Consider the following 24,603-nt stretch of genomic DNA (forward strand, 5'->3'; position numbering starts at 1 on the left):
AGCGCAGATGACGACTACCAGCATTAACAATGGCGTGAGCGCCTCGGTCCTGGACTCATTGCAGAAGACCACCAGCAGCACCGACAGCTCGACCGGCACCGCCGGCAGTGCGTTGGGCAAGGACGCGTTCCTGCAGCTGCTGGTGACCCAGATGCAGAACCAGAACCCCCTCGATCCCCAGGACAACGGCGAGTTCGTGGCCCAGCTGGCGCAGTTCAGCAGCCTGGAAAGCATGCAGAGCCTGAATTCGTCGGTGGGCACCATCGTCAACAACTACCAATCGTCCCAGGCGCTGCAGGCCTCGTCGCTGGTCGGCCGTTCGGTCATCGCCCAGACCGACACCGCGGTGGTCGACCCCACCAAGGGCCTCACCGGCTCGGTGGCGCTGACCTCGTCGAGCAGCAACACCACGGTCGGCGTCTATGACGCCAAAGGCGACCTGGTGCGCAATATCGATCTGGGCAGCCAGTCCGCCGGCAATGCCGCCTTCACCTGGGATGGCAAGGACAGCAACGGCGCGGTTGCCGCTGCCGGCACCTACACCTTCAAGGCCGCAGCCACCGTCGACGGTACCGCCACGGCCATGAGCACCTACCTGCCAGCCACGGTGAACAGCGTCACGATGGGCACCAACGGCGGTGAACTGACCCTCAACCTCGCTGGACTGGGTAGCGTTGCGCTGTCGAAAGTCCAAACCATCGGAATTTGAGCCGCTTCGTTCGGCGCAGGAGTACAGCATGACTTTCAATATCGGCCTCAGCGGTCTTTCGGCAGCCAACAAGGCGCTCAACGTCACCGGCAACAACATTGCCAACGTCGCGACCACCGGCTTCAAATCCTCGCGCGCGGAATTCGCCGACCAGTACGCCGCGTCCATCCGCGCCACGGCCGGCAAGACCAGCGTGGGCAGTGGTGTGACCACCGCAGCCGTGTCGCAGCAGTTCACCCAGGGCAACATCGCCTCGACCGGGCAGAGCCTCGACCTGGCGATCAACGGCAATGGTTTCTTCGTGCTCAACGATGGCGGCCAGAAGCTCTACACCCGTGCCGGTGCCTTCTACAGCGACAAGGACGGCAACGTCGTCGACGTGGGCGGCAACAACCTGCAGGGCTACAACGCCCAGGACGGCGTGGTGCAGACGGGCGTGCTGACCAACCTTAAAATCGACTCTGCGAACCTGCAGCCCAAGGCGACCTCGAAGATCGCCGAAACCGTCAACCTCAACTCCAGCGCGCCGCAGGCAACCATCACGCCGTTCGACCCGAGCAACGTCAAGAGCTACAACTACACGTTCAACACCGATGTGTACGACAGCCTGGGCAACGCCCACCAGATGAACCAGTACTTCGTTAAGGATGCCACGGCCAACAGCTGGACCATGCACACCACCATCGATGGGCGCAATCCGTCCGATCCGACCGCCACCACGCCGTTGGTCAACACCTTGAGCTTCAAGTCTGACGGCAGCCTCATCGTGCCTGCTCAGGGCGACGTGGCCGGTGGCCTGGGCATCAATGCCGACAAGAGCTTCAACCTGGCCGGCTGGGTGCCTTCCACCCGTGGCGCCGATGGCACCTGGACGCCCAACGGCGCGACGGCCAATGCCGGTGGCGTGGCATTGGACATGCTGGCGACCACGCAATACAACTCGGCATCGGCCACCTCGGCCAAGACCCAGGACGGCTACGCCACGGGTGAGCTGACCGGTCTGTCGGTGGACGGCACGGGCAACATGTTCGCCAACTTCACCAACGGCCAGAACAAGGTCATCGGCCAGGTGGCCATGGCCAGCTTCGCCAACATGCAGGGTCTGGCGCCCAACGGCGGCACCAACTGGAAAGAGTCGTTCGCTTCCGGTACCGCCGTGATCGGCACGCCTGATACCGGCGTCATGGGCAACCTGCAATCGCAGGCACTAGAGGATTCCAACGTCGACCTTACGGCCGAACTGGTGAACCTGATCAAGGCGCAGAGCAACTACCAGGCGAACGCCAAGACCATTTCCACCGAAAGTACCGTGATGCAGACCATCATCCAGATGACCTGATGAGGGCAGGGCAGTGATTCGGTGCCTCTGTGCAGCCCTGGCCATCGCCGCAACCGGCGCGATGGCCGTGGCGGCGCCAGCGCCCTGGTACATCTACCAGAGCCTGGCAAGCGGGCGGTACCTGTGCAGTCAGGTCGACCCTGGCCCGCATTACCGTCGCTTCGCCGGGCCGTTCAGCAACGCCGGCTGCCGTCGTTGAACACGGCGCCGTCGAGCCTCGCCCTGGTGTCGTGACGTAAATCCATTCTCCCGTTGCCGCTAGCGGCAATCCGGCGCCGACTTTTCGGCGTCAAGCTTTCAGTCCGCTCCGGCCGCACCGCTGCAAGCCCCGTCCTAGAAGGGCTGTAGCCGTATGGATAAAGTTGGCCCGCATATTGCTCTACCTCTCTCAGTACAGCAGTAGACGGCATTCGCCCGTCGAGGGAGACAACTGTGGACAAGATGCTCTATGTGGCAATGACCGGTGCCAGCCAGAACGCGCTGGCGCAGAAGGCGCATGCCAACAACCTGGCCAACATTTCCACCACCGGCTTCAAGCGTGACCTGGAACAGGCGCGTTCCATGCCGGTGTTCGGCGACACCTTTCCTTCGCGGGCCTATGCCCTGACCGAACGTCCGGCCACCGATTTCAGTGGCGGCGCGCTGCAGGAAACCGGCCGGGATCTGGACGTCGCGGTGGGCGGCAATGGCTTCATCGCCGTACAGACACCCGACGGCGGCGAAGCCTACGTCCGCACTGCCAGCATGAACGTCGACGCCCTCGGCGTACTGCGCGCCGGCAATGGTTTGCCGGTCATGGGCAACGGCGGCCCGATCGCCGTGCCGCCCGACGAGAAAATCGAGATCGGCATGGACGGCACCATCAGCATTCGTGGTCTGGGCCAGGCGCCCAACGTCATGGCCCAGGTCGACCGCATCAAGCTGGTCAATCCGGACGTGAAAACCCTGACCAAGGGCCTGGACGGTCTGATCCACACCTCCAGTGGCCAACCGGCACCGGCCGATGCCGCCGTGCGCGTCGAGTCTGGTTTCCTGGAGGCAAGCAACGTCAACGCGGTCGAAGAAATGACCTCGGTGCTGGCGCTCTCCAAGCAGTTCGAACTGCACATCAAGATGATGAGCACCGCCAAAGAAGGCGACGAGGCCATGGCCCGGGTCTTGCAAATCTAATTCCAGCGTAGCGATCGCGCCGTAAACCAGGCGCTCCAGGAGAAGACACATGCTTCCAGCACTATGGGTCAGCAAGACCGGCCTCCAGGCTCAGGACACCAACCTGACCACGATTTCCAACAACCTGGCGAACGTGTCGACCACGGGTTTCAAGCGCGATCGCGCCGAATTCCAGGACCTGCTCTACCAGATCAAACGTCAGCCTGGCGCCCAGTCGACCCAGGACAGCGAACTGCCGTCGGGCCTGCAGGTCGGTACCGGTGTACGCATCGTCGGCACCCAGAAGAATTTCACCGCCGGCAGCCTGCAGACCACCGATCAGCCGCTGGACATGGCCATCAACGGTCGCGGCTTCTTTCAGGTAATGCAGCCTGATGGCACCGTTTCCTACACCCGTGACGGTACCTTCCACCTGAACTCCGATGGCCAGATCGTCACCGCCCAGGGCCTGGCGCTGGAACCTGCCATCGTCGTTCCCAACGAAGCGCAGACCTTCACCGTGGGCACCGACGGCACCGTGTCCATCACTACGGCCGGCAACGCCGCCTCGCAGGTGATCGGCAACCTGCAGACCGCCGACTTCATCAACCCGGCCGGCCTGCAGGCCATCGGTGGCAACCTGTTCCTGGAAACCGCCTCCAGCGGCGCGCCGCAAGTGGCAACGCCTGGCCTGAACGGCGCTGGCACGGTGCTGCAGAACACCCTGGAAAACTCCAACGTGAGCACCGTGGAAGAGCTGGTCAACATGATCACCACCCAGCGTGCCTACGAGATGAACTCCAAGGTCATCTCGACTGCCGACCAGATGCTGCAGAACCTGACCCAGAACCTGTAACCCGGGTCCATCCGTAACCCCCAAGCTACCTGGGCGCCGCGTGCGCCGGCTACACCATGAGGTCTGTGTCATGCGTCGTGTCTCGATTGTTCTTGCCCTGAGTGGAATGGCCTTGCTGACCGGTTGCGTCGCGCCGCCGGCCAAGCCCAACGACCCGTACTACGCCCCGGTGCTGCCGCGCACACCGATGCCTGCTGCCGCCAACAACGGCTCGATCTACCAAGCCGGTTTCGAACAGAACCTCTACAGCGACCGCAAGGCGTTCCGCGTGGGCGACATCATCACCATCACCCTCAACGAGCGGACCAGTGCCAGCAAGAGCGCCAACTCCAAGGTCGGCAAGGACAGCAACAACAGCCTGGGCCTGACCTCGCTGTTCGGTGCGGGTGTGAACACCAACAACCCGCTGGGCAGTGGCGACCTGAGCCTCAACGCAGGCTACAGCGGCACCCGCGCCACCAACGGCACCGCGGCAGCAGCGCAGAACAACAGCCTGACCGGTTCGGTCACGGTCACGGTGGCCGACGTGCTGCCCAACGGTATCATCTCGGTCCGCGGCGAGAAGTGGATGACGCTCAACACCGGCGAAGAGCTGGTGCGCATTTCCGGCCTGGTCCGCGCCGATGACATCGCCACCGACAACACCGTGTCTTCGACGCGGGTAGCCGATGCGCGCATCACCTATTCGGGCACCGGGTCGTTTGCCGAGGCCAGTCAGCCGGGGTGGTTCGACCGGTTCTTCGCCAGCCCACTGTTCCCTTTCTGAGTGCGCCCGTCCATGCTCAACTTCAAACACCTGATCGCCGCTGCCCTGCTGTTGTCCGCCGCGTTCGGCGTTCAGGCCGAGCGCCTCAAGGACATCGCCAGCATTTCCGGCGTGCGCACGAACCAGCTGATCGGCTACGGCCTGGTCGTGGGCCTCAATGGCACCGGCGACCAGACCACGCAAACGCCTTTCACCCTGCAGACCTTCAACAACATGCTTTCCCAGTTCGGCATCAAGGTGCCGCCGGGCTCGGGCAACGTGCAGCTCAAGAACGTCGCCGCCGTGTCGATCCATGCCGACCTGCCGGCGTTCGCCAAGCCGGGGCAGGTGGTCGATATCACCGTGTCGTCCATCGGCAACTCGAAAAGCCTGCGCGGTGGCAGCCTGCTGATGACCCCGCTCAAGGGTATCGACGGCAACGTCTACGCCATCGCCCAAGGCAACCTGGTCGTCGGTGGTTTTGACGCCGAAGGCCGCGACGGGTCGAAAATCACCGTCAATGTGCCGTCGGCAGGACGGATTCCTGGCGGTGCCAGCGTCGAGCGTGCCGTACCCAGTGGCTTCAATCAGGGCAACAGCCTGACGCTGAACCTCAACCGCTCGGACTTCACGACCGCCAAGCACATCGTCGACAAGATCAACGAGCTTCTTGGCCCGGGAGTTGCGCAGGCTATTGACGGGGGCTCGGTGCGCGTCACTGCACCGGTCGACCCCAGCCAGCGCGTGGACTACCTGTCGATCCTCGAGAACCTCGATGTCGACGTCGGGCAGGCGGTGGCCAAGGTGATCATCAATTCGCGCACCGGCACCATCGTGATTGGCCAGAACGTCAAGGTATCGCCTGCGGCAGTGACCCACGGCAGCCTGACGGTGACCATTACCGAGGATCCGATCGTCAGCCAGCCAGGGCCTTTGTCCGGTGGCGAAACGGCGGTGGTGCCACGTTCGCGGGTCAGCGCCCAGCAGGAAGCCAAACCGATGTTCAAGTTTGGCCCTGGCACCACGCTCGACGAGATCGTCCGCGCGGTCAACCAGGTGGGGGCTGCGCCCGGTGACTTGATGGCCATTCTCGAAGCCCTGAAACAGGCCGGCGCATTGCAGGCCGACCTGATCGTGATTTGAGGTAACAGCTGATGGAAATGCCGAATGGCGGAGTATCGGGAACACGGGATTCAGGGGCTTACACAGACCTCAATCGCCTGAGCTCGTTGAAAGTCGGGGATCGCGACAGCGAGGCCAACCTGCGCAAGGTGGCCCAGGAGTTCGAGTCGCTGTTCCTCGGTGAAATGCTCAAGTCCATGCGTTCGGCAAATGACGTGTTGGCCAAGGACAACCCGCTGAACACCGAAACCACCAAGCAGTACCAGTCGATGTACGACCAGCAGCTGTCCGTGACCCTGTCCAAAGAGGGTGGCGGCATTGGCCTGCAGGATGTGCTCATGCGCCAGTTGTCCAAGACCAAGGGCGTGGCCCGTGCCGGCGCGAATCCGTTCGCCCATGCCGACAACAGCCTGAACAAGCCGCTGGGTGCCACTCGCGACGCATCGGCCGATGCCAAGGCCGCCGGCAGCGTGGGCCACAACGACATGGCCTTGCTCAACCAGCGTCGGCTGTCGTTGCCGAGCAAGCTTGCCGACCGTCTGGTGGCCGGCATCGTGCCGTCGGCGGCCACCGAAGCAGGGGCTGCCAGTGGCAGCAAGAACCTCATCAACGTGGCGGCCGATGCTCCGCTCAACAGCCTGGCCAAGACCGTGCGCAGCGGCGCTGCGGTCGAGGGCAGCAGCCTGGCGAAGAGCGTCGCCCAGCCGCCCCTGGCCCCGGCCAAGCGCGCGTTCGCCTCGTCCGACGAGTTCATCGCGACCATGCTGCCCATGGCCGAAAAAGCCGCTGCGCGCATCGGTGTCGACCCCAAGGTGCTGGTCGCCCAGGCGGCGCTGGAAACCGGCTGGGGCAAATCGATCATGCGCGCCGACGACGGCAGCAGCAGCCACAACCTGTTCGGCATCAAGGCCACCGGCAACTGGAAGGGCGAGAACGCCCGCGCGATCACCAGCGAATTCCGTGACGGCCAGATGGTCAAGGAAACCGCCGATTTCCGCTCATACACCTCGTACGAAGACAGCTTCCACGACCTGGTCAGCCTGCTGCAGAACAACGATCGCTACCAGGGCGTGGTCAAGTCCGCGGACAACCCCGAACAATTCGTCAAGGAACTGCAGAAGGCCGGCTACGCCACCGACCCGAACTACGCCAGCAAGATCTCTTCGATCGCCAAGCAGATGCAAGGCTATGAGACCTACGCTCGCAGCAGCACCAGCGCTACCACGAATCTATAAGGTTTGAACCCATGTCGAATCTGATCTCCATAGGGCTGTCCGGTCTGGCGTCCAGCCAGGCATCCCTGGCGACCACCGGTAACAACATCGCCAACGTCGCGACTGCGGGCTATTCCCGGCAGTCGGTGGTGAACACTGCCAGTGGCTTGCAGAACATCGGCGTGGGCTATCTGGGCACCGGCACCACGATCTCCGACGTGCGCCGTATCTACAGCAGCTATATGGATACCCAACTGCAGACCAGCACTGCGTTGAGCAACGACGCGAGCGCGTACAGCACCCAGATCAACAGCATCGACAAACTGCTGTCTGACGGCAGCACCGGTATCAGCGCCGTGCTCAGCAGCTTCTTTTCCGCCGTGCAGACTGCAGCGGCGAACCCGAGCGATACCTCGTCGCGGCAACTGCTGCTGACCCAGGCGCAAACCCTGAGCAATCGCTTCAATTCGATTTCGTCGCAGTTCAGCCAGCAGAACGACAGCATCAATGCGTCGTTGACGACCTTGACCGGTCAGGTCAACAAGCTGAGTGGCAACATCGCCGAACTCAACCGGCAGATCACCGAGATGTCGGGCACCGGTTCCACGCCCAACAGCCTGCTCGATGCGCGCAATGAAAACGTTCGCCAGCTCAACGAGCTGGTCGGTGTCAGCGTGCAGCAGCGCGACGGCAACTACGACGTCTACCTGGGCTCGGGGCAGTCGCTGGTGACCGGCAGCTCGGCCAATTCGCTGGTGGCCACACCCGGTGTGGCCGACAAGAGCCAGTATGGCCTGACCATCCAGTACCAGGGCTACAGCACCGACGTGACCTCGGTCACTACCGGCGGCGAGATCGGCGGCCTGCTGCGCTTTCGCAGCGATGCCCTGAACCCGGCAATCAACGAGCTGGGGCGCACCGCCATTGTCGTGAGCGACACCCTGAACAGCCAGTTGGGCAGGGGTATCGACCTCAACGGTGACTTCGGTTCGTCGGTGTTCGCCAGCATCAACAGCGCCACCGCAACCGCCAACCGCAGTCTGGCGGCGTCCACCAACAGCGCAGGTTCGGGCAACCTGAGCGTTACCGTTGCCGACTCCAGCAAGCTGAGCATCTACGACTACAACGTCAAGTTCAGCAGCACCACCGCCTACAGCGTGACCCGTTCGGACGGCACGTCGATGGGCAGCTTCGACCTGGGCGCCACCCCGGCACCGGTGATCGACGGTGTCACCCTGGGCCTGAACGGCAAGGTTGCCAGCGGCGACAGCTTCGTCGTGACGCCGACGCGCAGCGGCGCGAGCGCTATCACCACCACGCTGACCGACTCGAACAAGCTGGCCTTCGCCGCGCCGCTCACCGGCACGGCGACCGTCGGCAACTCGGGCACAGGCACCTTTACCCAGCCGGTGCTGGGCAGCAAGCTGGACATCTACAGTGGCACGGCCCTGAGCCAGTTGCAGAGCGGCATTGAAACCTCGTCGCCGGTCAAACTGGTGTTCGGCAAGACCACCGACGGCGCGCAGAGCTACAGCCTGTTCAACGCTTCAGGTACCAGTATTGGCAGCGGTACCATCGTGCCTGGCCAGAGCAACAACCTGAGCCTGACCGTGCCGGTGGTGGGTGCCGACGGCAAGCCCGTCAACGGCGCCGATGGCAAGCAGTTGACCTTCAGTTTCGACACCACCGTGGGCGGCACCCCTGCGGTCAACGACAGCTACACCGTGTCGTTCAACGCCGATGGCAAGTCCGACAACCGCAACGCTACGCAACTGCTGGCGTTGCAGACCAAGGCCACGGTTGGCGCGACGGCGGGCAACCCCGGCATGAGCTTCACCAGTGCTTACGCGTCGCTGGTGGAGCGGGTTGGCGCCAAGGCCAGCCAGGCCACCGTCGACACCAAGGCCACCGGTGCCGTGCTGACCCAGGCCAAGACCAACCGCGACTCGGTATCGGGCGTCAACCTGGACGACGAAGCCGCCTCCCTGGTGAAGTTCCAGCAGTACTACACGGCGTCCTCGCAGATCATCAAGGCTGCGCAGGAAACATTCAGCGTCCTGATCAACGCCCTCTAAGGAATAGTCGACCATGCGAATTTCCACTTCTCAGTACTTCGAGACAAGCGCGACCGGCTATTCCAAGAATTTCTCGGACACCGCCAAGACCCAGGCGCAGATCAGCTCGGGCAATCGCATCCAGAGTGCCGGAGACGATCCGGTCGGCGCCGCCAAGCTGTTGCAACTGCAGCAGCAGAGCACCTTGCTGACCCAGTACAGCGGCAACATGACCAGCGTCACCAATTCGCTGACCCAGGAAGAAAGTGTGCTCGACAGCATCACCACGGCCTTGCAGCGCGCGCAGGAATTGACCATCCAGGCCGGTAACGGCGGCCTGAGCGATGCCGACCGCACCTCGATCGCCAGCGAGATCGGCGAGATCGAAAAGAACGTTCTTGGCCTGCTCAACACCAAGGACGCCAACGGCCAGTACATGTTCTCCGGTTCCAAGACCAGCACGCCACCTTATGTGCAGAACAGCGACGGCAGCTATACCTACCAGGGCGACCAGACCCAGCTCAGCCTGCAGGTGTCCGATACCCTGCAACTGGCGACCAACGACACCGGTTACGGCATTCTGGAAACAGCGGTGAACACCAGCCGTACGCAAACCACCATGACCGCACCGGTGGTCGACGACGGCCTGGTGACCGTGTCCGATGGCCGTCTCGAATCGCTGACTACCTACAACAAGGCGTTTACCGACGGCCAGCCGTACAAGCTGACGTTCACCAGCAGCACGCAGTTCACCCTCACCAACAGCAAGAACCAGGATGTGACCTCGCAGGTCACTGGCAACGGCACCTTTGACCCGAAGGCCGACGGTGGTACCACTATCAGCCTGTACGGTGTGGAGTTCGACATCGACGTGGCGGCCAAGCAGAGCGCGCTGGGCACCGTTGCCGATGCCGACATGGCAGGGCGCACGTTCAGCCTGGGCAGCAAGCCGGACAGCATCAGTTCCACCCGCAGCGCAGCCAATACCTCTACCGCGCAGCTGACCAGCGCGAAGGTGATCGATACCGAGCGCTATTCCGCAGCGTTCCCGGCTGGGGGGGCAGTGATCAAGTTCACCAGCGACAGCGAGTACGAGGTCTACGCCCAACCGCTGACCGATTCCAGCCAAGCCATCGGCAAGGGTGCAGTGGTTGCCGGTGCCACTGGCAGCTCGATCACAGCGGCGGGGGTGACCTTCAATATTTCGGGCCAGGCTGGCGCCGGCGACAGCTTCAGTGTCAATGCGAACAGCCACAAGACCCAGAACGTGCTGGATACGCTGCACCAGCTCAAGTCCGCGCTGGAGATACCGGTGACCGACGCCAAGTCTGCGCTGGCATTGAAGAACGCCACCGACTCGGCGTTGGGCAACCTGGCCAGCGCCAACGAGAACATCGACATCTCCCGTGGGCAGATCGGTGCGCGGCTCAACTCGCTGGCTATCCAGAATGACGAAAACGTCAGCCTGGCGTTGGCCAACAAAAGCACGCAGTCGGCGATTTCCGACACCGACTTCGCCACGGCATCGGTGACCTTGAGTCTGCAACAGACCATGCTGCAGGCCTCGCAGCTGGCCTTCGCGAAGATCTCCCAGCTGAGTCTGTTCAACAAACTCTGATCGGCGGGGCGCAGGCCCCGTCTACCACGACCCCGCCGCGCGCCATTTCCTACCGCCTATGGCACAATACCTGTGTGACCAATGGGTCGAATCGTGCATCTTCACACTTATGTATTGCCGGGCCGCTGAATCAGCGGCCTGCAGCTGCTTCGTTTCTGGCAGCAGTGGCGCCGTCTCACCAGGGCTGGCGCCGCCTGACACCCTTTTCGATGGCATTGCGCAAACGCTCCGCGTAATGGCCTCCAGCTACCTTTGTATTGGGAAGCCACAATGATTGGCATAAAAAGCATCGCGAGTTACGTGCCTGCCGAAGGCCTGGACAACTACGCCCAAGGTGCCAAATTCGCCAAGGATGAAGATTTCATCATCGGCAAGATCGGTTCGGCCTTCCTGCCGCGCAAGTCTGACGACCAGGAAACCTCCGACCTCTGCGTGGAAGCGGCCAACGCGTTGTTCGCCAGCAATCCGCAGCTGTCCCGCGAGTCCATTGATGCCTTGATCGTCGTCACCCAGAACGGGGACGAGGAGGGCTTGCCGCACACTGCCGCCATCGTGCAGGATAAGCTCGGCCTGTCGACCAACGTTGCAGCGTTCGACATCAGCCTGGGTTGCTCGGGCTATGTGTACGGCATCTATGCGCTCAAGGGTTTCATGGAAGCGGCTGGCTTGAAAAACGGCCTGCTGATCACTGCCGACCCGTACTCGAAGATCGTCGACCCCGAGGATCGCAACACCACCATGCTGTTCGGTGACGCGGCTACCGCCACCTGGATGGGTGAGGACGCGCCCTGGCAGCTGGGCAAGGCCAAGTTCGGTACCGACGGTTCCGGCGCCCCGCACCTGAAAGTCACCGATGGCGTGTTCTTCATGAACGGCCGACAGGTGTTCAACTTCGCTCTGCTGAAAGTACCGGCGCACCTGCACGAATTGCTCGATGAATCGGGTTTGACCAGTGCCGACGTCGACGCCTACTGCATCCACCAGGGCAGTGCGGCAATCGTCGATGCCGTGGCCCGGCGTTTCGAGGAAGAGCCGGAGAAGTTCATCAAGGACATGGTCGAAACCGGCAACACGGTGTCCAGCAGTATCCCGCTGCTGCTGGAAAAGCACATTCTCGACTCCGCCTGGAAGCGCGTCGCCCTGAGTGGCTTCGGTGTCGGCCTGTCCTGGGGCTCGGCGCTCATCTACCGCCCCTGATCCATAGGACGACGAATCCCCCTGTAGGAGCGGTCTTCGGCCGCGAAGGGGGCACTGCGCTGCATAAGCCATTCCGCGTAACCCTTTTCGCGGCCGCTGACCGCTCCCACGGTATACGGCAACCTTTGTGGGAGCGGTCTTCGGCCGCGAAGCAGACACCGCGCTGCATCAGCCATTCCGCGTGGCCCTTTTCGCGGCCGCTGACCGCTCCTACAGGACCACGCAGAAGAGCCACCGCGACCGTTGATCCGTTGACGCCAGAAATTCGCGCTATCGCTGTCCATTCCCCTCAAGTTCCCCCTTCCTCGGACGAAACAGTTATCAAGAGAGATCAAGCCAACGCTTGCTTTTTCCGGCTACAGCGGCTTGAAGGCGAAAAAACATTGCAATCGCCCTCAAGCAAAGCGCTGAACCGACGATAACTACTACGAAGGTTCTCTAGGCCACACCCGGCGCTCGCCAGGGCCGGAAGCCACAGCTAACAACCCCGAGGAATTTGTCATGGCCTTATCTGTAAACACCAACACCGCTTCCTTGACCGTTCAGAAAAACCTGAACAAGGCTTCCGATGCGCTGAGCACCTCGATGACCCGTCTTTCCTCGGGCCTGAAAATCAACAGCGCCAAAGACGACGCCGCCGGCCTGCAGATCTCCAACCGTCTGACCAGCCAGATCAACGGCCTGTCGGTCGCAGTGAAGAACGCCAACGACGGTATCTCCATCGCCCAGACCGCTGAAGGCGCGATGCAGGAATCCACCAACATCCTGCAGCGTATGCGTGAACTGGCCCTGCAGTCGGCGAACGGTTCGAACAGCACCGACGACCGCACTTCGCTGCAGTCCGAGTACACCCAGCTGACTTCGGAACTGACCCGTATCGCCAACACCACCACCTTTGGTGGTCGTAACCTGGTCGACGGCTCGTTCGGTTCCACGGCGTTCCAGATCGGTTCCAACGCCAACGAAACCATCAACGTGACCTTGGGTGACGTGTCCGCCAACGCTATCGGTTCGCAGCAGATCAAGAGCGTTGGTGTCGATCCATCGACTACTGGCGTAGCAGCTGGTGACATTACCGTTACGGGTGGTGGTGCTACCAAAGACGTCAAGATCGCTGTTGGCTCTTCGGCCAAGACTATCGCAAGTCAACTGGGTGGTGCGGTACCTGGCCTGACTGCGACCGCCAGCACAGAAGCCACCTTCACTGTGGACGCAGCAGCGGCCAAAGCTGCACCTGCAACCTTCACGATCAAGGTCGGCGATAGCGACGCCGTAAATATGGTAGGCGTGACCGATACAGCATCCCTTGCCGATCAGTTGAATTCGAACGCTGCCAAACTCGGTATCAGTGTCAACTACGACAGCAAAGCTGGCACTCTTTCGGTCAAATCTGACACCGGTGAGAACATTGTATTCGGCGGTGCTAACGCCGGTGCTGCTGCTGTGGAAGTTGCAACCAAAGATGCTAGCGGTAAGGTTGGGGGGGCTGTTGCAGTAGCCAATGGGTTGACCGCAACTGGCGCTGTCTCGCTGGACTCAGCTAAAGGGTATTCGGTTGCAGGCACCGGTGTGCCAGGTCTGTTCGCAGCCGCTGGTACGACCAGTGTGGCCTCCGAGCTGACCTCGGTTAGCGAAACCGACATTACTACCGCTTTCAACGCTCAGAACGCAATCGCTGCACTGGACAAGGCCATCTCCAACATCGACGCCCAGCGCGCCGATCTGGGTGCGGTGCAAAACCGTTTTGACAGCACTGTGTCGAACCTGCAGAGCATCTCCGAGAACTCCTCGGCCGCTCGTAGCCGTATCCGGGACGCGGACTTCGCTTCGGAAACCGCCGAGCTGACCAAGCAGCAGACCCTGCAGCAGGCATCCACCGCGATCCTGTCCCAGGCCAACCAGCTGCCATCGTCCGTACTGAAGCTGCTTCAGTAATACGGCCCCTGGCTGACTGACGGAAGGGTGCCCACGCACCCTTCCGTTTTTGATTTTCGGGGTGATCAACATGGACATGAGCGTTACCGCAAGATTGCCTCTTGCCACCACGTCAGCGGCAGCTAGCGCCGCCTCCCTGCCTGCCCGGCAGGTCAAGCAGGATGAACCCGCGGTCGAGTCGGTGACTCCCGAGCGGGCCGAATTGGAACAAGCGGTGAAGGACCTCCAGGCGCATGTGAATACCGCACAGCGCAACCTGGAATTCTCCATCGACGACTCGACGCATGCCGTCGTGGTCAAGGTCATCGCTACGGACAGCGGTGAAATCATTCGTCAGTTGCCAACCGAAGCCGCACTCAAGTTGGCGCAGAGCCTCGCGGAAGGTCGCAGCGGTCTGCTCGACGCGACGATCTGAGCTGGCACGAAAAATGTAGCTGGGTGTGCTTGGGGCGGTATCCGTCAAAAACATGCCTGACTCGATTCTAGGAGATACCGATGGCTACTGTTTCCTCCACTACCGGCACCACGACCACTGCTGCGACTACCGCGGCCACCACCACTGCCAAGAGCACCACCAGTACAACCAGCACCAGCGGGGCGATCAAATCCAGTGGTGTAGGCACGGGTATCGACACCGATGCCATCGTCACCGCCTTGGTGAATGCCGAGAAAGCGCCCAAGCAGAAGCAGATCGACACGCAGACGCTGACCACCACCACGACCTTGACCGCCGTTGGCACCGTCAAGAGCTCGCTGGAAACTTATCGGGCCGCCGTCGCGGCAATGAATAAGGCCTCGGCGTTCAGCGGCTTGACCGGTGCCTCGTCCAACGACAAGGCGGCTTCGGTGACCGTGACCGATTCCGCCTCCGACGGTACCTACTCGCTTGAAGTAACGACCCTGGCGACGTCCTCGAAGATTTCTTCCGGCGTCTACGCCGACAAGAGCGCAGCCGTGGTCAATGCTACGTCTTCCGCCCAGACGTTGACGATCACCCAGTCCTTCAAAGACAGCAATATCAGCATTCCGGCGGGTGCGACGTTGGCGCAGACGCGCGATCTGATCAACACCCAGTTGGTCGGTCGTGGTATCAGTGCCAACATCCTGACCGACGCCAGTGGCTCGCGCCTGGTCCTGAGTTCGTCGACCACCGGCAAGGGTACCGAGATTTCCATGACCGCCGATGCGGGCAGCGGCCTCGACAAGCTGACTGCCTCCACCACTGTGAACGAGCCCACCAATGCGACGTACAAGATCGACGGCATCGAGATGGAGTCGTCGACCAACACGGTCGCCGCGGCTATCAGCGGCGTGTCAATCAAACTGTTGGAAGCAGGGGCCGCCAAGACGACCATCTCGGTCAGCACCAACACTGACACCCTGAAGAAAGCCACCACTGGCTTCGTCGATGCCTACAACGCGCTGATGACCCAGCTCAACACCCTGACCAAGGTCAGCACCGGGGCCGACGGCACGACCAGTGGGGGAGGGTTGACCGGCGACTCCACCGTGCGCCACCTCATCCAGTCGATGCGCAACGAGTTAGTTACCTCCTCGGGCTCGAGCAAGCTGACCCTGTCGCAATTCGGGATCAACACTGACCAGAAGACCGGTTTGCTGGTAATGGATGACGCCAAATGGAACACGGCCATGGCCGATCCCGCCAACGTGGCAGCCATCCAGGACATGTTCACAGGCAAGGACGGTCTGCTTTCGCGGATGACCACCGCGACCGACTCCTATGCGGTGAAAGGGGGCATTCTTGAATCACGCTCGGGCTCGCTGTCCAACACCCTGACCAAGCTGACCGAGCAGCAGGAGGCCCTGAACCGTCGAATCACCAATCTGACGACAACTCTGACAGCCAAGTACACCGCCATGGACACCCTCGTCGCGCAGCTCAACGCCACGAGTAAGAGCATCATGACCACGCTCAATGCGCTGAACAACGCCGACAACGACTGATGCATCGTGCAAACCAAAGGCCCGGCTCATGTCGGGCCTTTGCATATCAGTTTTTTACTCGATCGCATCCAGATCGAAGGCATTGCCCACCCGATGGCATGCATGTACGCATATTCCCTTCACTCCGCTAAAGTTTTGCCTCGGCGCGACGACATAGTAACCAAGCGATACAACATCAAATCATGTGTTACGAGGTCCGCCGCAATGAACGCCATGAGAGCGCTGAGCCAATACCAGAAGGTCGATTCCCATGCCCAGACATCCGAAGCCACGCCGCATCGGCTGGTGCAGATGCTGATGCAGGGCAGTCTCGATCGCATGGCCCAGGCCAAAGGTGCGCTGAGCCGCGGTCAGGTTTCGCAGAAGGGCGAGATGCTCGGCAAGGCGGTGGCCATCATCGGCGGCCTGCGCCAGGGGCTGGACGCAAGCAAAACGGCAAACGAGCAGTCCATCAAGGACCTCGACGACCTGTACGCCTACATGTCCGGCCGCCTCACCGAAGCCAACATCAAGAACGACCCGCAGCTGATCGACGAAGTCGCCCGGTTGATGATCACCGTCAAGAGCGGCTGGGACGCGATCGCCAGCCACGAATCGGCACAGCCGGCCTGAGGAGTTTGCCATGAGTGCACTACAGCGGATTCAGCAGACTCGCCACGCCCTGGTAGACGCCATGCAGGCCGGCGACTGGGACGCGATCGGCGTTCTCGACATCGAATGCCGTGCCTGCGTCGACAGCGTGCTGCAGGAAGTCCCCGAAGACCCATTGCAGCTGCGCAGTCATCTCGAGGATCTGCTCGAGGTCTACCGTCAATTACTCAACGTCACTCGATTAGCGCGTCAGTCAGTTGTCGACGAAATGTCACAGTTCACCCAAGCGAAGAACGCTGCAAAGGTTTACCATCTGTTTCGCTGACAGCCATTGCGCCATAAATTTGACTAAGTCGATTTTTTTGCCTTTACTAGTGGCTGTTACGATTCGTCTGGCGTCTGTTAGCTGAAACCATGGCCAAAAACGTCGAAAGCGCCCTTTCGGGCTTCGAGTTGACTAGGGAAGTTGCTATTGCATGTGGCGTGAAACCAAAATTCTGCTGATCGATGACGATAGCGTTCGCCGCCGGGATCTGGCGGTCATCCTGAACTTTCTTGGCGAAGAAAACCTGGCCTGTGGCAGCGGTGACTGGCAGATGTCGGTCGATGCGCTGTCGTCCAGCCGCGAGGTGCTCTGCGTCCTGGTGGGGGAGGTGTCTTCGGGCAACCTTGCCGGCCTGCTGAAGACGCTCGCCAACTGGGACGAGTTCCTGCCCGTCCTCCTGCTGGGCGAGCCCGGTGCCGTCGAGCTGCCTGACGACCTGCGTCGTCGTGTGCTCTCCCATTTGGAGATGCCACCCAGCTACAGCAAGCTGCTCGATTCGCTGCACCGTGCCCAGGTCTATCGCGAGATGTACGACCAGGCCCGCGAGCGCGGCCGTCAGCGCGAACCCAACCTGTTCCGCAGCCTGGTGGGCACCAGCCGTGCCATCCAGCACGTGCGCCAGATGATGCAGCAAGTGGCCGATACCGATGCCAGCGTGCTTATCCTCGGCGAGTCGGGCACCGGCAAGGAAGTGGTCGCGCGCAACCTGCACTACCATTCCAAGCGTCGCGATGCGCCGTTCGTGCCGGTCAACTGCGGCGCCATTCCGGCCGAGCTGCTCGAAAGCGAGCTGTTCGGTCACGAGAAGGGCGCCTTCACCGGGGCGATCACCAGCCGCGCCGGCCGCTTCGAGTTGGCCAACGGCGGCACCCTGTTCCTCGACGAGATCGGCGACATGCCGTTGCCGATGCAGGTCAAGCTGCTGCGGGTGTTACAGGAACGGACATTCGAGCGCGTGGGCAGCAACAAAACCCAAAGCATCGATGTGCGCATCATTGCGGCCACGCACAAGAACCTGGAAAGCATGATCGAGGTCGGCACGTTCCGTGAAGACCTGTATTACCGCCTCAACGTGTTCCCCATCGAGATGGCTCCGCTGCGCGAGCGCGTGGAAGACATCCCGTTGCTGATGAACGAGCTGATCTCGCGCATGGAGCATGAAAAGCGTGGCTCGATCCGCTTCAACTCGGCAGCCATCATGTCGCTCTGCCGCCATGGCTGGCCGGGCAACGTGCGTGAACTGGCCAACCTGGTCGAGCGCATGGCGATCATGCATCCGTATGGCGTGATCGGCGTGGTCGAGTTGCCGAAGAAATTCCGCTACGTCGACGACGAAGATGAGCAACTGGTCGACAGCCTGCGCAGCGATCTGGAAGAGCGCGTGGCAATCAACGGCCATACGCCCGACTTCGCTTCCAGCGCCATGCTGCCGCCCGAGGGGCTCGACCTCAAGGACTACCTGGGTGGCCTGGAGCAGGGCTTGATCCAGCAGGCGCTGGACGATGCCAACGGTATCGTTGCGCGCGCCGCGGAGCGTCTGCGCATCCGTCGCACCACCCTGGTGGAGAAGATGCGCAAGTACGGCATGAGCCGACGCGAAGGCGAAGGCGAAGAGCAACAGGCAGACGATTGACGCCTGTGGCTCGACCGGCCGCTGCCTTTCAGGCAGCGGCCATGCTTCATGCGATGTCCTGCGCTTCACTCAAAGCGCGCCAAGCGCTTGAACTCCCACACTTTCCCCGCTCCATTGGAATGTTCCTCGCGGTGCTTGCAGCCCGCAAGGTTTCATCCGGCACGGCTATTGCTTTTGTCCCTTTCACGATACCGTTTTTGACGGTGAGCCAAGTGAGAGAGACCCATGCCACAGGCCGCTAGCCAGCCGTCCGCGCCCATGCCCCGCAGCGACGCTTCCGTGTCCGTAGCGCCAGCCGACAGCCGCCAGGGGTTGGACCAGGCCTTCGCGCTGTTCGACCAGATGTCCGACCGGTTGAGCGACTCCTACAGCCTGCTCGAGGCGCGTGTGGCATCGCTCAAGGGTGAGCTGGAAGTGGTCAGCGCCCAGCGCCTGGCCGAACTGGCAGAAAAGGAACGGCTTGCCAATCGCCTGCAGAACCTGCTCGATCTGTTGCCCGGCGGCGTCATCGTCATCGATGGACAGGGTCGCGTGCGCGAAGCCAACCCGGCAGCCGCGCAAATGCTGGGTGAGCCTCTGGCAGGCGAACTGTGGCGCGAGGTGATCGTCCGCAGTTTCGCGCCCCGCCGCGACGATGGTCATGAGATCTCCTTGAACGATGGGCGGCGTCTGTCGATTTCCACCCGCTCGCTGGACGCCGAGCCTGGCCAATTGGTACTGCTCACCGATCTGACCGAAACCCGCCGTCTGCAGAGCGAAGTGGCGCGCAGCGAACGCCTGTCGTCATTGGGCCGGATGATGGCCTCGCTGGCTCACCAGATACGCACGCCGCTGTCGGCGGCGCTGTTGTACGCCAGTCACCTGACCGACAAGCCACTCCCGGTGCAGACCCAGCAGCGCTTCGCTGGCCGCCTCAAGGAACGTCTGCACGAGTTGGAAAACCAGGTTCGCGACATGCTAGTGTTCGCCCGCGGCGAGCTACCGCTGTCCGATCGCCTCACACCCCGGCAGTTGTTGCAGGCCCTGCAGGCTGCCGCTCAGCCCCACGTGCAGAACGTTGCCGTGCGTTGGCAATGCGACAGCCATGCCGGCGAGTTGCTGTGCAACAAGGACACCTTGGTGGGCGCGGTACTCAACCTGCTCGACAACGCCATCCAGGCCAGCGCCGGCGAGGCACGGCTGAAGGTCCACCTGTATGCGCGCGACGACACCCTGCGCCTGTGCGTCAGTGACGACGGGCCCGGCATGGCCCCGGCAACGCTGGCGCGGCTGGGTGAGCCGTTCTTCACCACCAAGCCCACCGGTACCGGGCTTGGCCTGTCGGTGGTCAAGGCCGTGGCAAGGGCGCATCAAGGCGAGTTGACGCTGCGCTCAACGCTTGGTCGCGGCAGCTGCGCCACCTTGACCCTGCCATTGGTTGCCCTGCAGGAGCGTGCGCCATGAGCATCAAGGTGCTGTTGGTCGAGGACGACCGCGCCCTGCGCGAGGCGCTGGGCGATACGCTGGAGCTGGGTGGCTTCGAATTCGAGGCGGTGAGCTGTGCCGAGGAAGCGCTGCTGGCGGTGGCGCGCGAGCCCTTCGGGATCGTCGTCAGCGACGTCAACATGCCCGGTATCGATGGGCACCAGTTGCTTGCCAGGCTACGTGCCCGGCAGCCGCAACTGCCGGTGTTGCTGATGACGGCCCATGGCGCTGTCGAGCGCGCGGTGGATGCGATGCGTCAAGGTGCGGCGGACTATCTGGTGAAGCCATTCGAGCCGCGTGCGCTGCTCGACCTGGTGACCCGGCATGGCCGCGGCCTGGTCCCGGCCGGCACCGATCACGGCCCGGTGGCACTGGAGCCGGCCAGCCTGGCCTTGCTCGAGCTGGCGGCGCGGGTCGCGCGCAGTGATTCCACGGTGCTGATATCCGGTGAATCGGGCACCGGCAAGGAAGTGCTGGCGCGCTACATTCACCAGCAGTCGCGGCGCGCAGAACAGGCTTTCGTCGCCATCAACTGCGCGGCCATTCCCGACAACATGCTCGAAGCCACGCTGTTTGGCCACGAGAAGGGTGCGTTCACTGGCGCTGTCGCGGCGCAGGCAGGCAAGTTCGAGCAGGCCGATGGCGGCACCTTGCTGCTCGACGAAATTTCCGAGATGCCGCTGGGCCTGCAGGCCAAGCTGTTGCGCGTGTTGCAGGAGCGTGAGGTCGAGCGCGTCGGCGCGCGCAAGCCGATTGCCCTGGACATACGCGTCATCGCCACCACCAACCGCAACCTGGCGGCGGACGTGGCGGCAGGGCGTTTTCGCGAAGACCTGTTCTACCGTCTTTCGGTCTTCCCGCTGGCGTGGACACCTCTGCGCGAGCGCCGCGCCGATATCCTGCCGCTGGCGCGACGCTTGTTGGCTCGCCACGTCGACAAGATGAAGCATGCGCCTGTGCGTTTCTCGCCGCAGGCCGAACAGTCTCTGCTCGATCATCCGTGGCCGGGCAACGTTCGCGAGCTGGACAACGCCATCCAGCGCGCCTTGATCCTGCAGCACGGCGGCCTGATCCAGGCCGCCGACTTCTGCCTGGCCGGGCCTGCAGGCGCGGCGCCGTTGCCGCCGTTGAGCCTGGTGGTGCAAGCCCGTGCCCCGGCACTGCCGTTGGAAACCCAGGCGCCGGCGGGGCTGCCGGCCGGGGCGTTGGAAGACGATCTGCGCCGTCGTGAATTCGAGATGATCATTGACACCCTGCGCAGCGAGCGCGGCCGCCGCAAGGAAGCCGCCGAGCGCCTGGGCATCAGCCCGCGGACACTGCGTTACAAGCTGGCGCAGATGCGCGATGCCGGAATGGACGTGGAAGCCAGCCTGTTCGCCTCTTGAATGGGGCGCGCTGACTGGTAACCGCTGTGGCAATTCGTCGCCACCGATCTGTTTCGCAAGCCTGCGACTGCAACTGGCACCCTCCTTGCTACTACCTCCGTAGAGAATGCAGCAGTGTCAAAAAAACGCAGGTCGTCGCAGAGGGTCACCCATGAGCCAAGGTATTGAATTCAACCGCTTGATGCTGGACATGCGCGCCATGCAGGCGGACGCCATGGCCAAGCCTGCAGCGGTTGCGGCGCCGGAAGTCGGCGCCAGCAGCTTTGCCGACATGCTCGGCGGCGCCATCAACAAGGTCGCCGACGTGCAGGGTGCTTCCAGCCAGTTGGCCACTGCCTTCGAGATCGGCAAGAGTGGCGTCGACCTCACCGATGTGATGATCGCCTCGCAGAAAGCCAGCGTCTCGTTCCAGGCCTTGACCCAAGTGCGCAACAAGCTGGTCCAGGCATACCAAGACATCATGCAGATGCCGGTCTGAGGACGAATTGAGTCATGGCTGAAGCGACCACCGATAACCTCCCTGCCAAGAGCGGCAACAAATCGCCGCTCATGGGCTTGTCTGTCCTGCAGAATCTGTCGCAGATGACCATGCTGCGTCAGGTCGGCCTGCTGGTCGGCCTGGCCGCGAGCGTCGCGATCGGCTTCGCCGTGGTGCTCTGGTCGCAGCAACCCGACTACCGGCCGCTGTACGGCAGCCTGGCGGGCATGGACACCAAGCAGGTGATCGACACCCTGACCACCGCCAACATTCCCTATACCGTGGAACCCAATTCGGGTGCCTTGCTGGTCAAGGCCGACGACCAGTCGCGCGCGCGCATCGCCCTCGCCTCGGCCGGCGTTGCACCCAGCGACGGCAATGTCGGCTACGAGTCGCTCGACAAGGAACAAGGCCTGGGCACCAGCCAGTTCATGGAAACTGCGCGCTACCGCCGCAGCCTGGAAGGCGAGCTGGCCCGCACCATCGGCAGCCTGAACAATATCCGCGCGGCGCGCGTGCACCTGGCCATCCCGAAGAGTTCGGTGTTCGTCCGTGACGAGCGCAAGCCGACTGCCTCGGTGCTGGTAGAAATGTACCCCAACCGTACCCTGGATGCCGGCCAGGTGGCGGCCATCGTCAATCTGGTGGCAACCAGCGTCCCGGAACTTAACAAGTCCAACGTGTCGGTCGTCGACCAGAAGGGCACGCTGCTGTCGGCGCAGCTGGAAGACAACGCGCTGACCATGGCCGGCAAGCAATACGACTACAGCCGCCGCATGGAGAGCATGCTGACCCAGCGTGTGCACAACATACTGCAACCGGTGGTGGGCAGTGATCGGTTCAAGGCCGAGGTGTCGGCAGACCTGGACTTCAGCGCGGTCGAATCGACCTCCGAGCAGTTCAACCCGGACCAGCCGGCACTGCGCAGCGAGCAGTCCACCAGCGAACAGCGTTCCAGTGGTTCGGGCCCATCGGGTGTGCCCGGCGCTTTGAGCAACCAGCCACCGGGCCCGGCCACTGCACCGCAGAATGCCGCCCAGGGGCAGGCAGCTGCCGGCGCGATCCAACCAGGCCAGCCGCTACTGGACGCCAATGGCCAGCAGATCATGGACCCGGCCACCGGCCAGCCGATGCTGGCGCCGTATCCGGCCGACAAGCGCCAGCAGTCGACCAAGAACTTCGAGCTTGACCGCTCCATCAGCCACACCAAGCAGCAGCAGGGTCGCCTGACCCGGTTGTCGGTCGCCGTGGTGGTCGATGATCAGGCCAAGGTCAACCCGGCCGACGGCACGGTGACCCTGGCACCCTGGAATGCTCAGGAGCTGGCCCGTTTCACGCGCCTGGTACAGGACGCCGTAGGCTTCGATGCCAGCCGTGGCGACAGCGTGACGGTGATCAACGTACCGTTTGCGCCCAACTCGGCGGAAGTCATCACCGAGCCTGCGTTCTACAAGGAACCCTGGTTCTGGGACATCATGAAACAGGCGCTGGGCGTGCTGTTCATCCTGGTCCTGGTATTCGGCGTGTTGCGCCCGGTGCTGACCAATATCACCGGTGGTGGCAAATCCAAGCCAGGCGATGCCGAACTCGGTGCTACTGGCGGGCTGGACGGTGTGGCCGCCCTGGGCATGGACAGCGAGCTGGCCAACGATCGGGTCAGCCTGGGTGGGCCGCAGAGCATTCTGCTGCCCAGCCCGACCGAGGGCTATGACGCCCAACTGAATGCAATCAAGAGTCTTGTGGCCGAAGACCCGGGCCGAGTGGCCCAGGTCGTGAAAGAGTGGATCAATGCCGATGAGTAGTTCACAAGCCGTCACCCCCAAGCTGACCAAGGTCGACAAGGCCGCCATTCTTCTGCTGTCGCTGGGTGAAACCGACGCGGCGCAGGTGCTTCGCCACATGGGGCCCAAAGAGGTCCAGCGCGTGGGCGTGGCCATGGCGCAGATGCGCAACGTGCACCGTGAGCAGGTCGAGCAGGTGATGAGCGAGTTCGTCACCGTGGTCGGTGATCAGACCGGTCTGGGTGTCGGCTCTGATAACTACATCCGCAAGATGCTCACCTCGGCCCTGGGCGAAGACAAGGCCAACGGCCTGATCGACCGGATTCTGCTGGGCGGCAACACCAGTGGCCTGGACAGCCTGAAATGGATGGAGCCACGCGCCGTGGCCGACGTCATTCGCTACGAACACCCGCAGATCCAGTCGATCGTGGTGGCCTACCTCGACCCCGACCAGGCCGGCGAAGTGCTGGCGCATTTCGAGCACAAGGCGCGCCTGGACATCATCCTGCGCGTGTCCTCGCTCAACACCGTACAGCCCGCGGCGCTGAAAGAACTCAACACCATTCTGGAGAAACAGTTCTCCGGCAACTCCAACGCCACGCGGACCACCCTGGGTGGGGTCAAGCGCGCCGCCGACATCATGAACTTCCTCGACAGCTCGTCCGAGGGCCAGTTGATGGATTCCATACGCGAGGTCGACGAAGAACTGTCCGGGCAGATCGAAGACCTGATGTTCGTTTTCAACAATCTCAAGGATGTCGACGATCGCGGCATCCAGGCGTTGCTGCGCGAAGTCTCTTCCGACGTGCTGGTGGTGGCGCTCAAGGGCGCCGACGAAGGCGTGCGCGAAAAGATCTTCAAGAACATGTCCAAGCGCGCGGCCGAGCTGCTGCGCGACGACCTCGAGGCCAAGGGGCCGGTGCGGGTCAGCGACGTCGAGTCGGCGCAGAAGGAAGTGCTCACCATCGCCCGGCGCATGGCCGAGGCCGGTGAAATCGTGCTGGGTGGCAAGGGTGGGGAAGAGATGATCTAATCATCTCTCT

The 24,603-nt window shown here is 62.5% G+C and carries 22 protein-coding genes and 1 pseudogene; all 23 read left to right on the forward strand.

Going from position 1 to position 24,603, the window contains the following annotated elements; translation table 11 throughout:
- Positions 1-7: 7 nt before the first annotated feature.
- The 23 genes and pseudogenes from flgD to fliG all read left to right on the forward strand — a co-directional run bounded on the left by flgD (position 8) and on the right by fliG (position 24,593).
- The gene (gene flgD / locus IFT98_RS06830; RefSeq protein WP_192047836.1) at positions 8-709 is read left to right on the forward strand and encodes a flagellar hook assembly protein FlgD; all 702 of its coding nucleotides are present in this window, start codon (positions 8-10) and stop codon (positions 707-709) included.
- 28 nt (positions 710-737) lie between these two features.
- The gene (flgE, locus tag IFT98_RS06835; protein ID WP_192047837.1) at positions 738-2,048 is read left to right on the forward strand and encodes a flagellar hook protein FlgE; all 1,311 of its coding nucleotides are present in this window, start codon (positions 738-740) and stop codon (positions 2,046-2,048) included.
- A gap of 13 nt (positions 2,049-2,061) precedes the next feature.
- Positions 2,062-2,247, forward strand: coding sequence for a hypothetical protein (locus IFT98_RS06840; RefSeq protein WP_192047915.1), 186 nt, complete (start codon positions 2,062-2,064; stop codon positions 2,245-2,247).
- Positions 2,248-2,480: 233 nt separating this feature from the next.
- Complete coding sequence (locus tag IFT98_RS06845; RefSeq protein ID WP_122475939.1) at positions 2,481-3,218, forward strand: flagellar basal body rod protein FlgF; 738 nt, start codon at positions 2,481-2,483, stop codon at positions 3,216-3,218.
- A gap of 49 nt (positions 3,219-3,267) precedes the next feature.
- On the forward strand, positions 3,268-4,053 hold the full coding sequence (gene flgG / locus IFT98_RS06850; protein ID WP_043186004.1) for a flagellar basal-body rod protein FlgG: 786 nt from the start codon (positions 3,268-3,270) through the stop codon (positions 4,051-4,053).
- Between the two features lie 70 nt (positions 4,054-4,123).
- Positions 4,124-4,819, forward strand: a complete 696-nt coding sequence (gene flgH / locus IFT98_RS06855) for a flagellar basal body L-ring protein FlgH (protein ID WP_043186005.1) — start codon at positions 4,124-4,126, stop codon at positions 4,817-4,819.
- A 12-nt stretch (positions 4,820-4,831) separates the two neighbouring features.
- Positions 4,832-5,941, forward strand: a complete 1,110-nt coding sequence (locus IFT98_RS06860) for a flagellar basal body P-ring protein FlgI (RefSeq protein WP_122475937.1) — start codon at positions 4,832-4,834, stop codon at positions 5,939-5,941.
- Between the two features lie 11 nt (positions 5,942-5,952).
- A pseudogene (locus tag IFT98_RS21180) lies at positions 5,953-6,483 on the forward strand (rod-binding protein); the annotation flags it as partial.
- The gene (gene flgJ, locus IFT98_RS21185; protein WP_446730815.1) at positions 6,475-7,155 is read left to right on the forward strand and encodes a flagellar assembly peptidoglycan hydrolase FlgJ; all 681 of its coding nucleotides are present in this window, start codon (positions 6,475-6,477) and stop codon (positions 7,153-7,155) included. The pseudogene IFT98_RS21180 and the gene flgJ, both read left to right, overlap by 9 nt.
- 11 nt (positions 7,156-7,166) lie before the next feature.
- Positions 7,167-9,209 (forward strand): flagellar hook-associated protein FlgK, encoded by a 2,043-nt coding sequence (gene flgK / locus IFT98_RS06870; protein ID WP_122794841.1) that lies wholly within the window; start codon positions 7,167-7,169, stop codon positions 9,207-9,209.
- Between the two features lie 13 nt (positions 9,210-9,222).
- A complete protein-coding gene (locus IFT98_RS06875; protein WP_192047838.1) occupies positions 9,223-10,806 on the forward strand; it encodes a flagellar hook-associated protein 3 in 1,584 nt (527 codons plus the stop codon).
- A 270-nt stretch (positions 10,807-11,076) separates the two neighbouring features.
- Positions 11,077-12,003 (forward strand): ketoacyl-ACP synthase III, encoded by a 927-nt coding sequence (locus tag IFT98_RS06880; protein WP_122475930.1) that lies wholly within the window; start codon positions 11,077-11,079, stop codon positions 12,001-12,003.
- A 501-nt stretch (positions 12,004-12,504) separates the two neighbouring features.
- Positions 12,505-13,938: a flagellin gene (locus IFT98_RS06885; protein WP_192047839.1), complete on the forward strand. Its 1,434-nt coding sequence runs from the start codon at positions 12,505-12,507 to the stop codon at positions 13,936-13,938.
- A 70-nt stretch (positions 13,939-14,008) separates the two neighbouring features.
- A complete protein-coding gene (locus IFT98_RS06890) occupies positions 14,009-14,353 on the forward strand; it encodes a flagellar protein FlaG (RefSeq protein WP_192047910.1) in 345 nt (114 codons plus the stop codon).
- Between the two features lie 80 nt (positions 14,354-14,433).
- Complete coding sequence (gene fliD / locus IFT98_RS06895) at positions 14,434-15,903, forward strand: flagellar filament capping protein FliD (protein ID WP_192047840.1); 1,470 nt, start codon at positions 14,434-14,436, stop codon at positions 15,901-15,903.
- 204 nt (positions 15,904-16,107) lie between these two features.
- Entirely contained in the window at positions 16,108-16,515 is a 408-nt protein-coding gene (fliS, locus tag IFT98_RS06900; RefSeq protein WP_122713711.1) for a flagellar export chaperone FliS, read from the forward strand.
- A 10-nt stretch (positions 16,516-16,525) separates the two neighbouring features.
- Positions 16,526-16,819 carry a flagellar protein FliT gene (locus IFT98_RS06905; RefSeq protein WP_122713710.1) on the forward strand — a complete coding sequence of 98 codons (294 nt, stop codon included), beginning with the start codon at positions 16,526-16,528 and terminating at the stop codon, positions 16,817-16,819.
- A 151-nt stretch (positions 16,820-16,970) separates the two neighbouring features.
- Positions 16,971-18,452, forward strand: coding sequence for a sigma-54 dependent transcriptional regulator (locus IFT98_RS06910; protein WP_122713709.1), 1,482 nt, complete (start codon positions 16,971-16,973; stop codon positions 18,450-18,452).
- Between the two features lie 258 nt (positions 18,453-18,710).
- On the forward strand, positions 18,711-19,895 hold the full coding sequence (locus IFT98_RS06915) for an ATP-binding protein (RefSeq protein ID WP_244650905.1): 1,185 nt from the start codon (positions 18,711-18,713) through the stop codon (positions 19,893-19,895).
- Entirely contained in the window at positions 19,892-21,301 is a 1,410-nt protein-coding gene (locus tag IFT98_RS06920) for a sigma-54-dependent transcriptional regulator (protein WP_192047842.1), read from the forward strand. Before IFT98_RS06915 ends, IFT98_RS06920 begins: the two co-directional genes overlap by 4 nt.
- 151 nt (positions 21,302-21,452) lie before the next feature.
- Positions 21,453-21,779, forward strand: coding sequence for a flagellar hook-basal body complex protein FliE (gene fliE, locus IFT98_RS06925; RefSeq protein ID WP_122794834.1), 327 nt, complete (start codon positions 21,453-21,455; stop codon positions 21,777-21,779).
- 14 nt (positions 21,780-21,793) lie between these two features.
- A complete protein-coding gene (gene fliF / locus IFT98_RS06930; RefSeq protein ID WP_192047843.1) occupies positions 21,794-23,581 on the forward strand; it encodes a flagellar basal-body MS-ring/collar protein FliF in 1,788 nt (595 codons plus the stop codon).
- A complete protein-coding gene (fliG, locus tag IFT98_RS06935; protein WP_043193255.1) occupies positions 23,574-24,593 on the forward strand; it encodes a flagellar motor switch protein FliG in 1,020 nt (339 codons plus the stop codon). Before fliF ends, fliG begins: the two co-directional genes overlap by 8 nt.
- Positions 24,594-24,603 lie beyond the last annotated feature (10 nt).

Origin of the sequence: Pseudomonas sp. CFBP 8770 (assembly GCF_014841705.1) — a bacterium.
Classification (GTDB): Bacteria; Pseudomonadota; Gammaproteobacteria; order Pseudomonadales; family Pseudomonadaceae; genus Aquipseudomonas.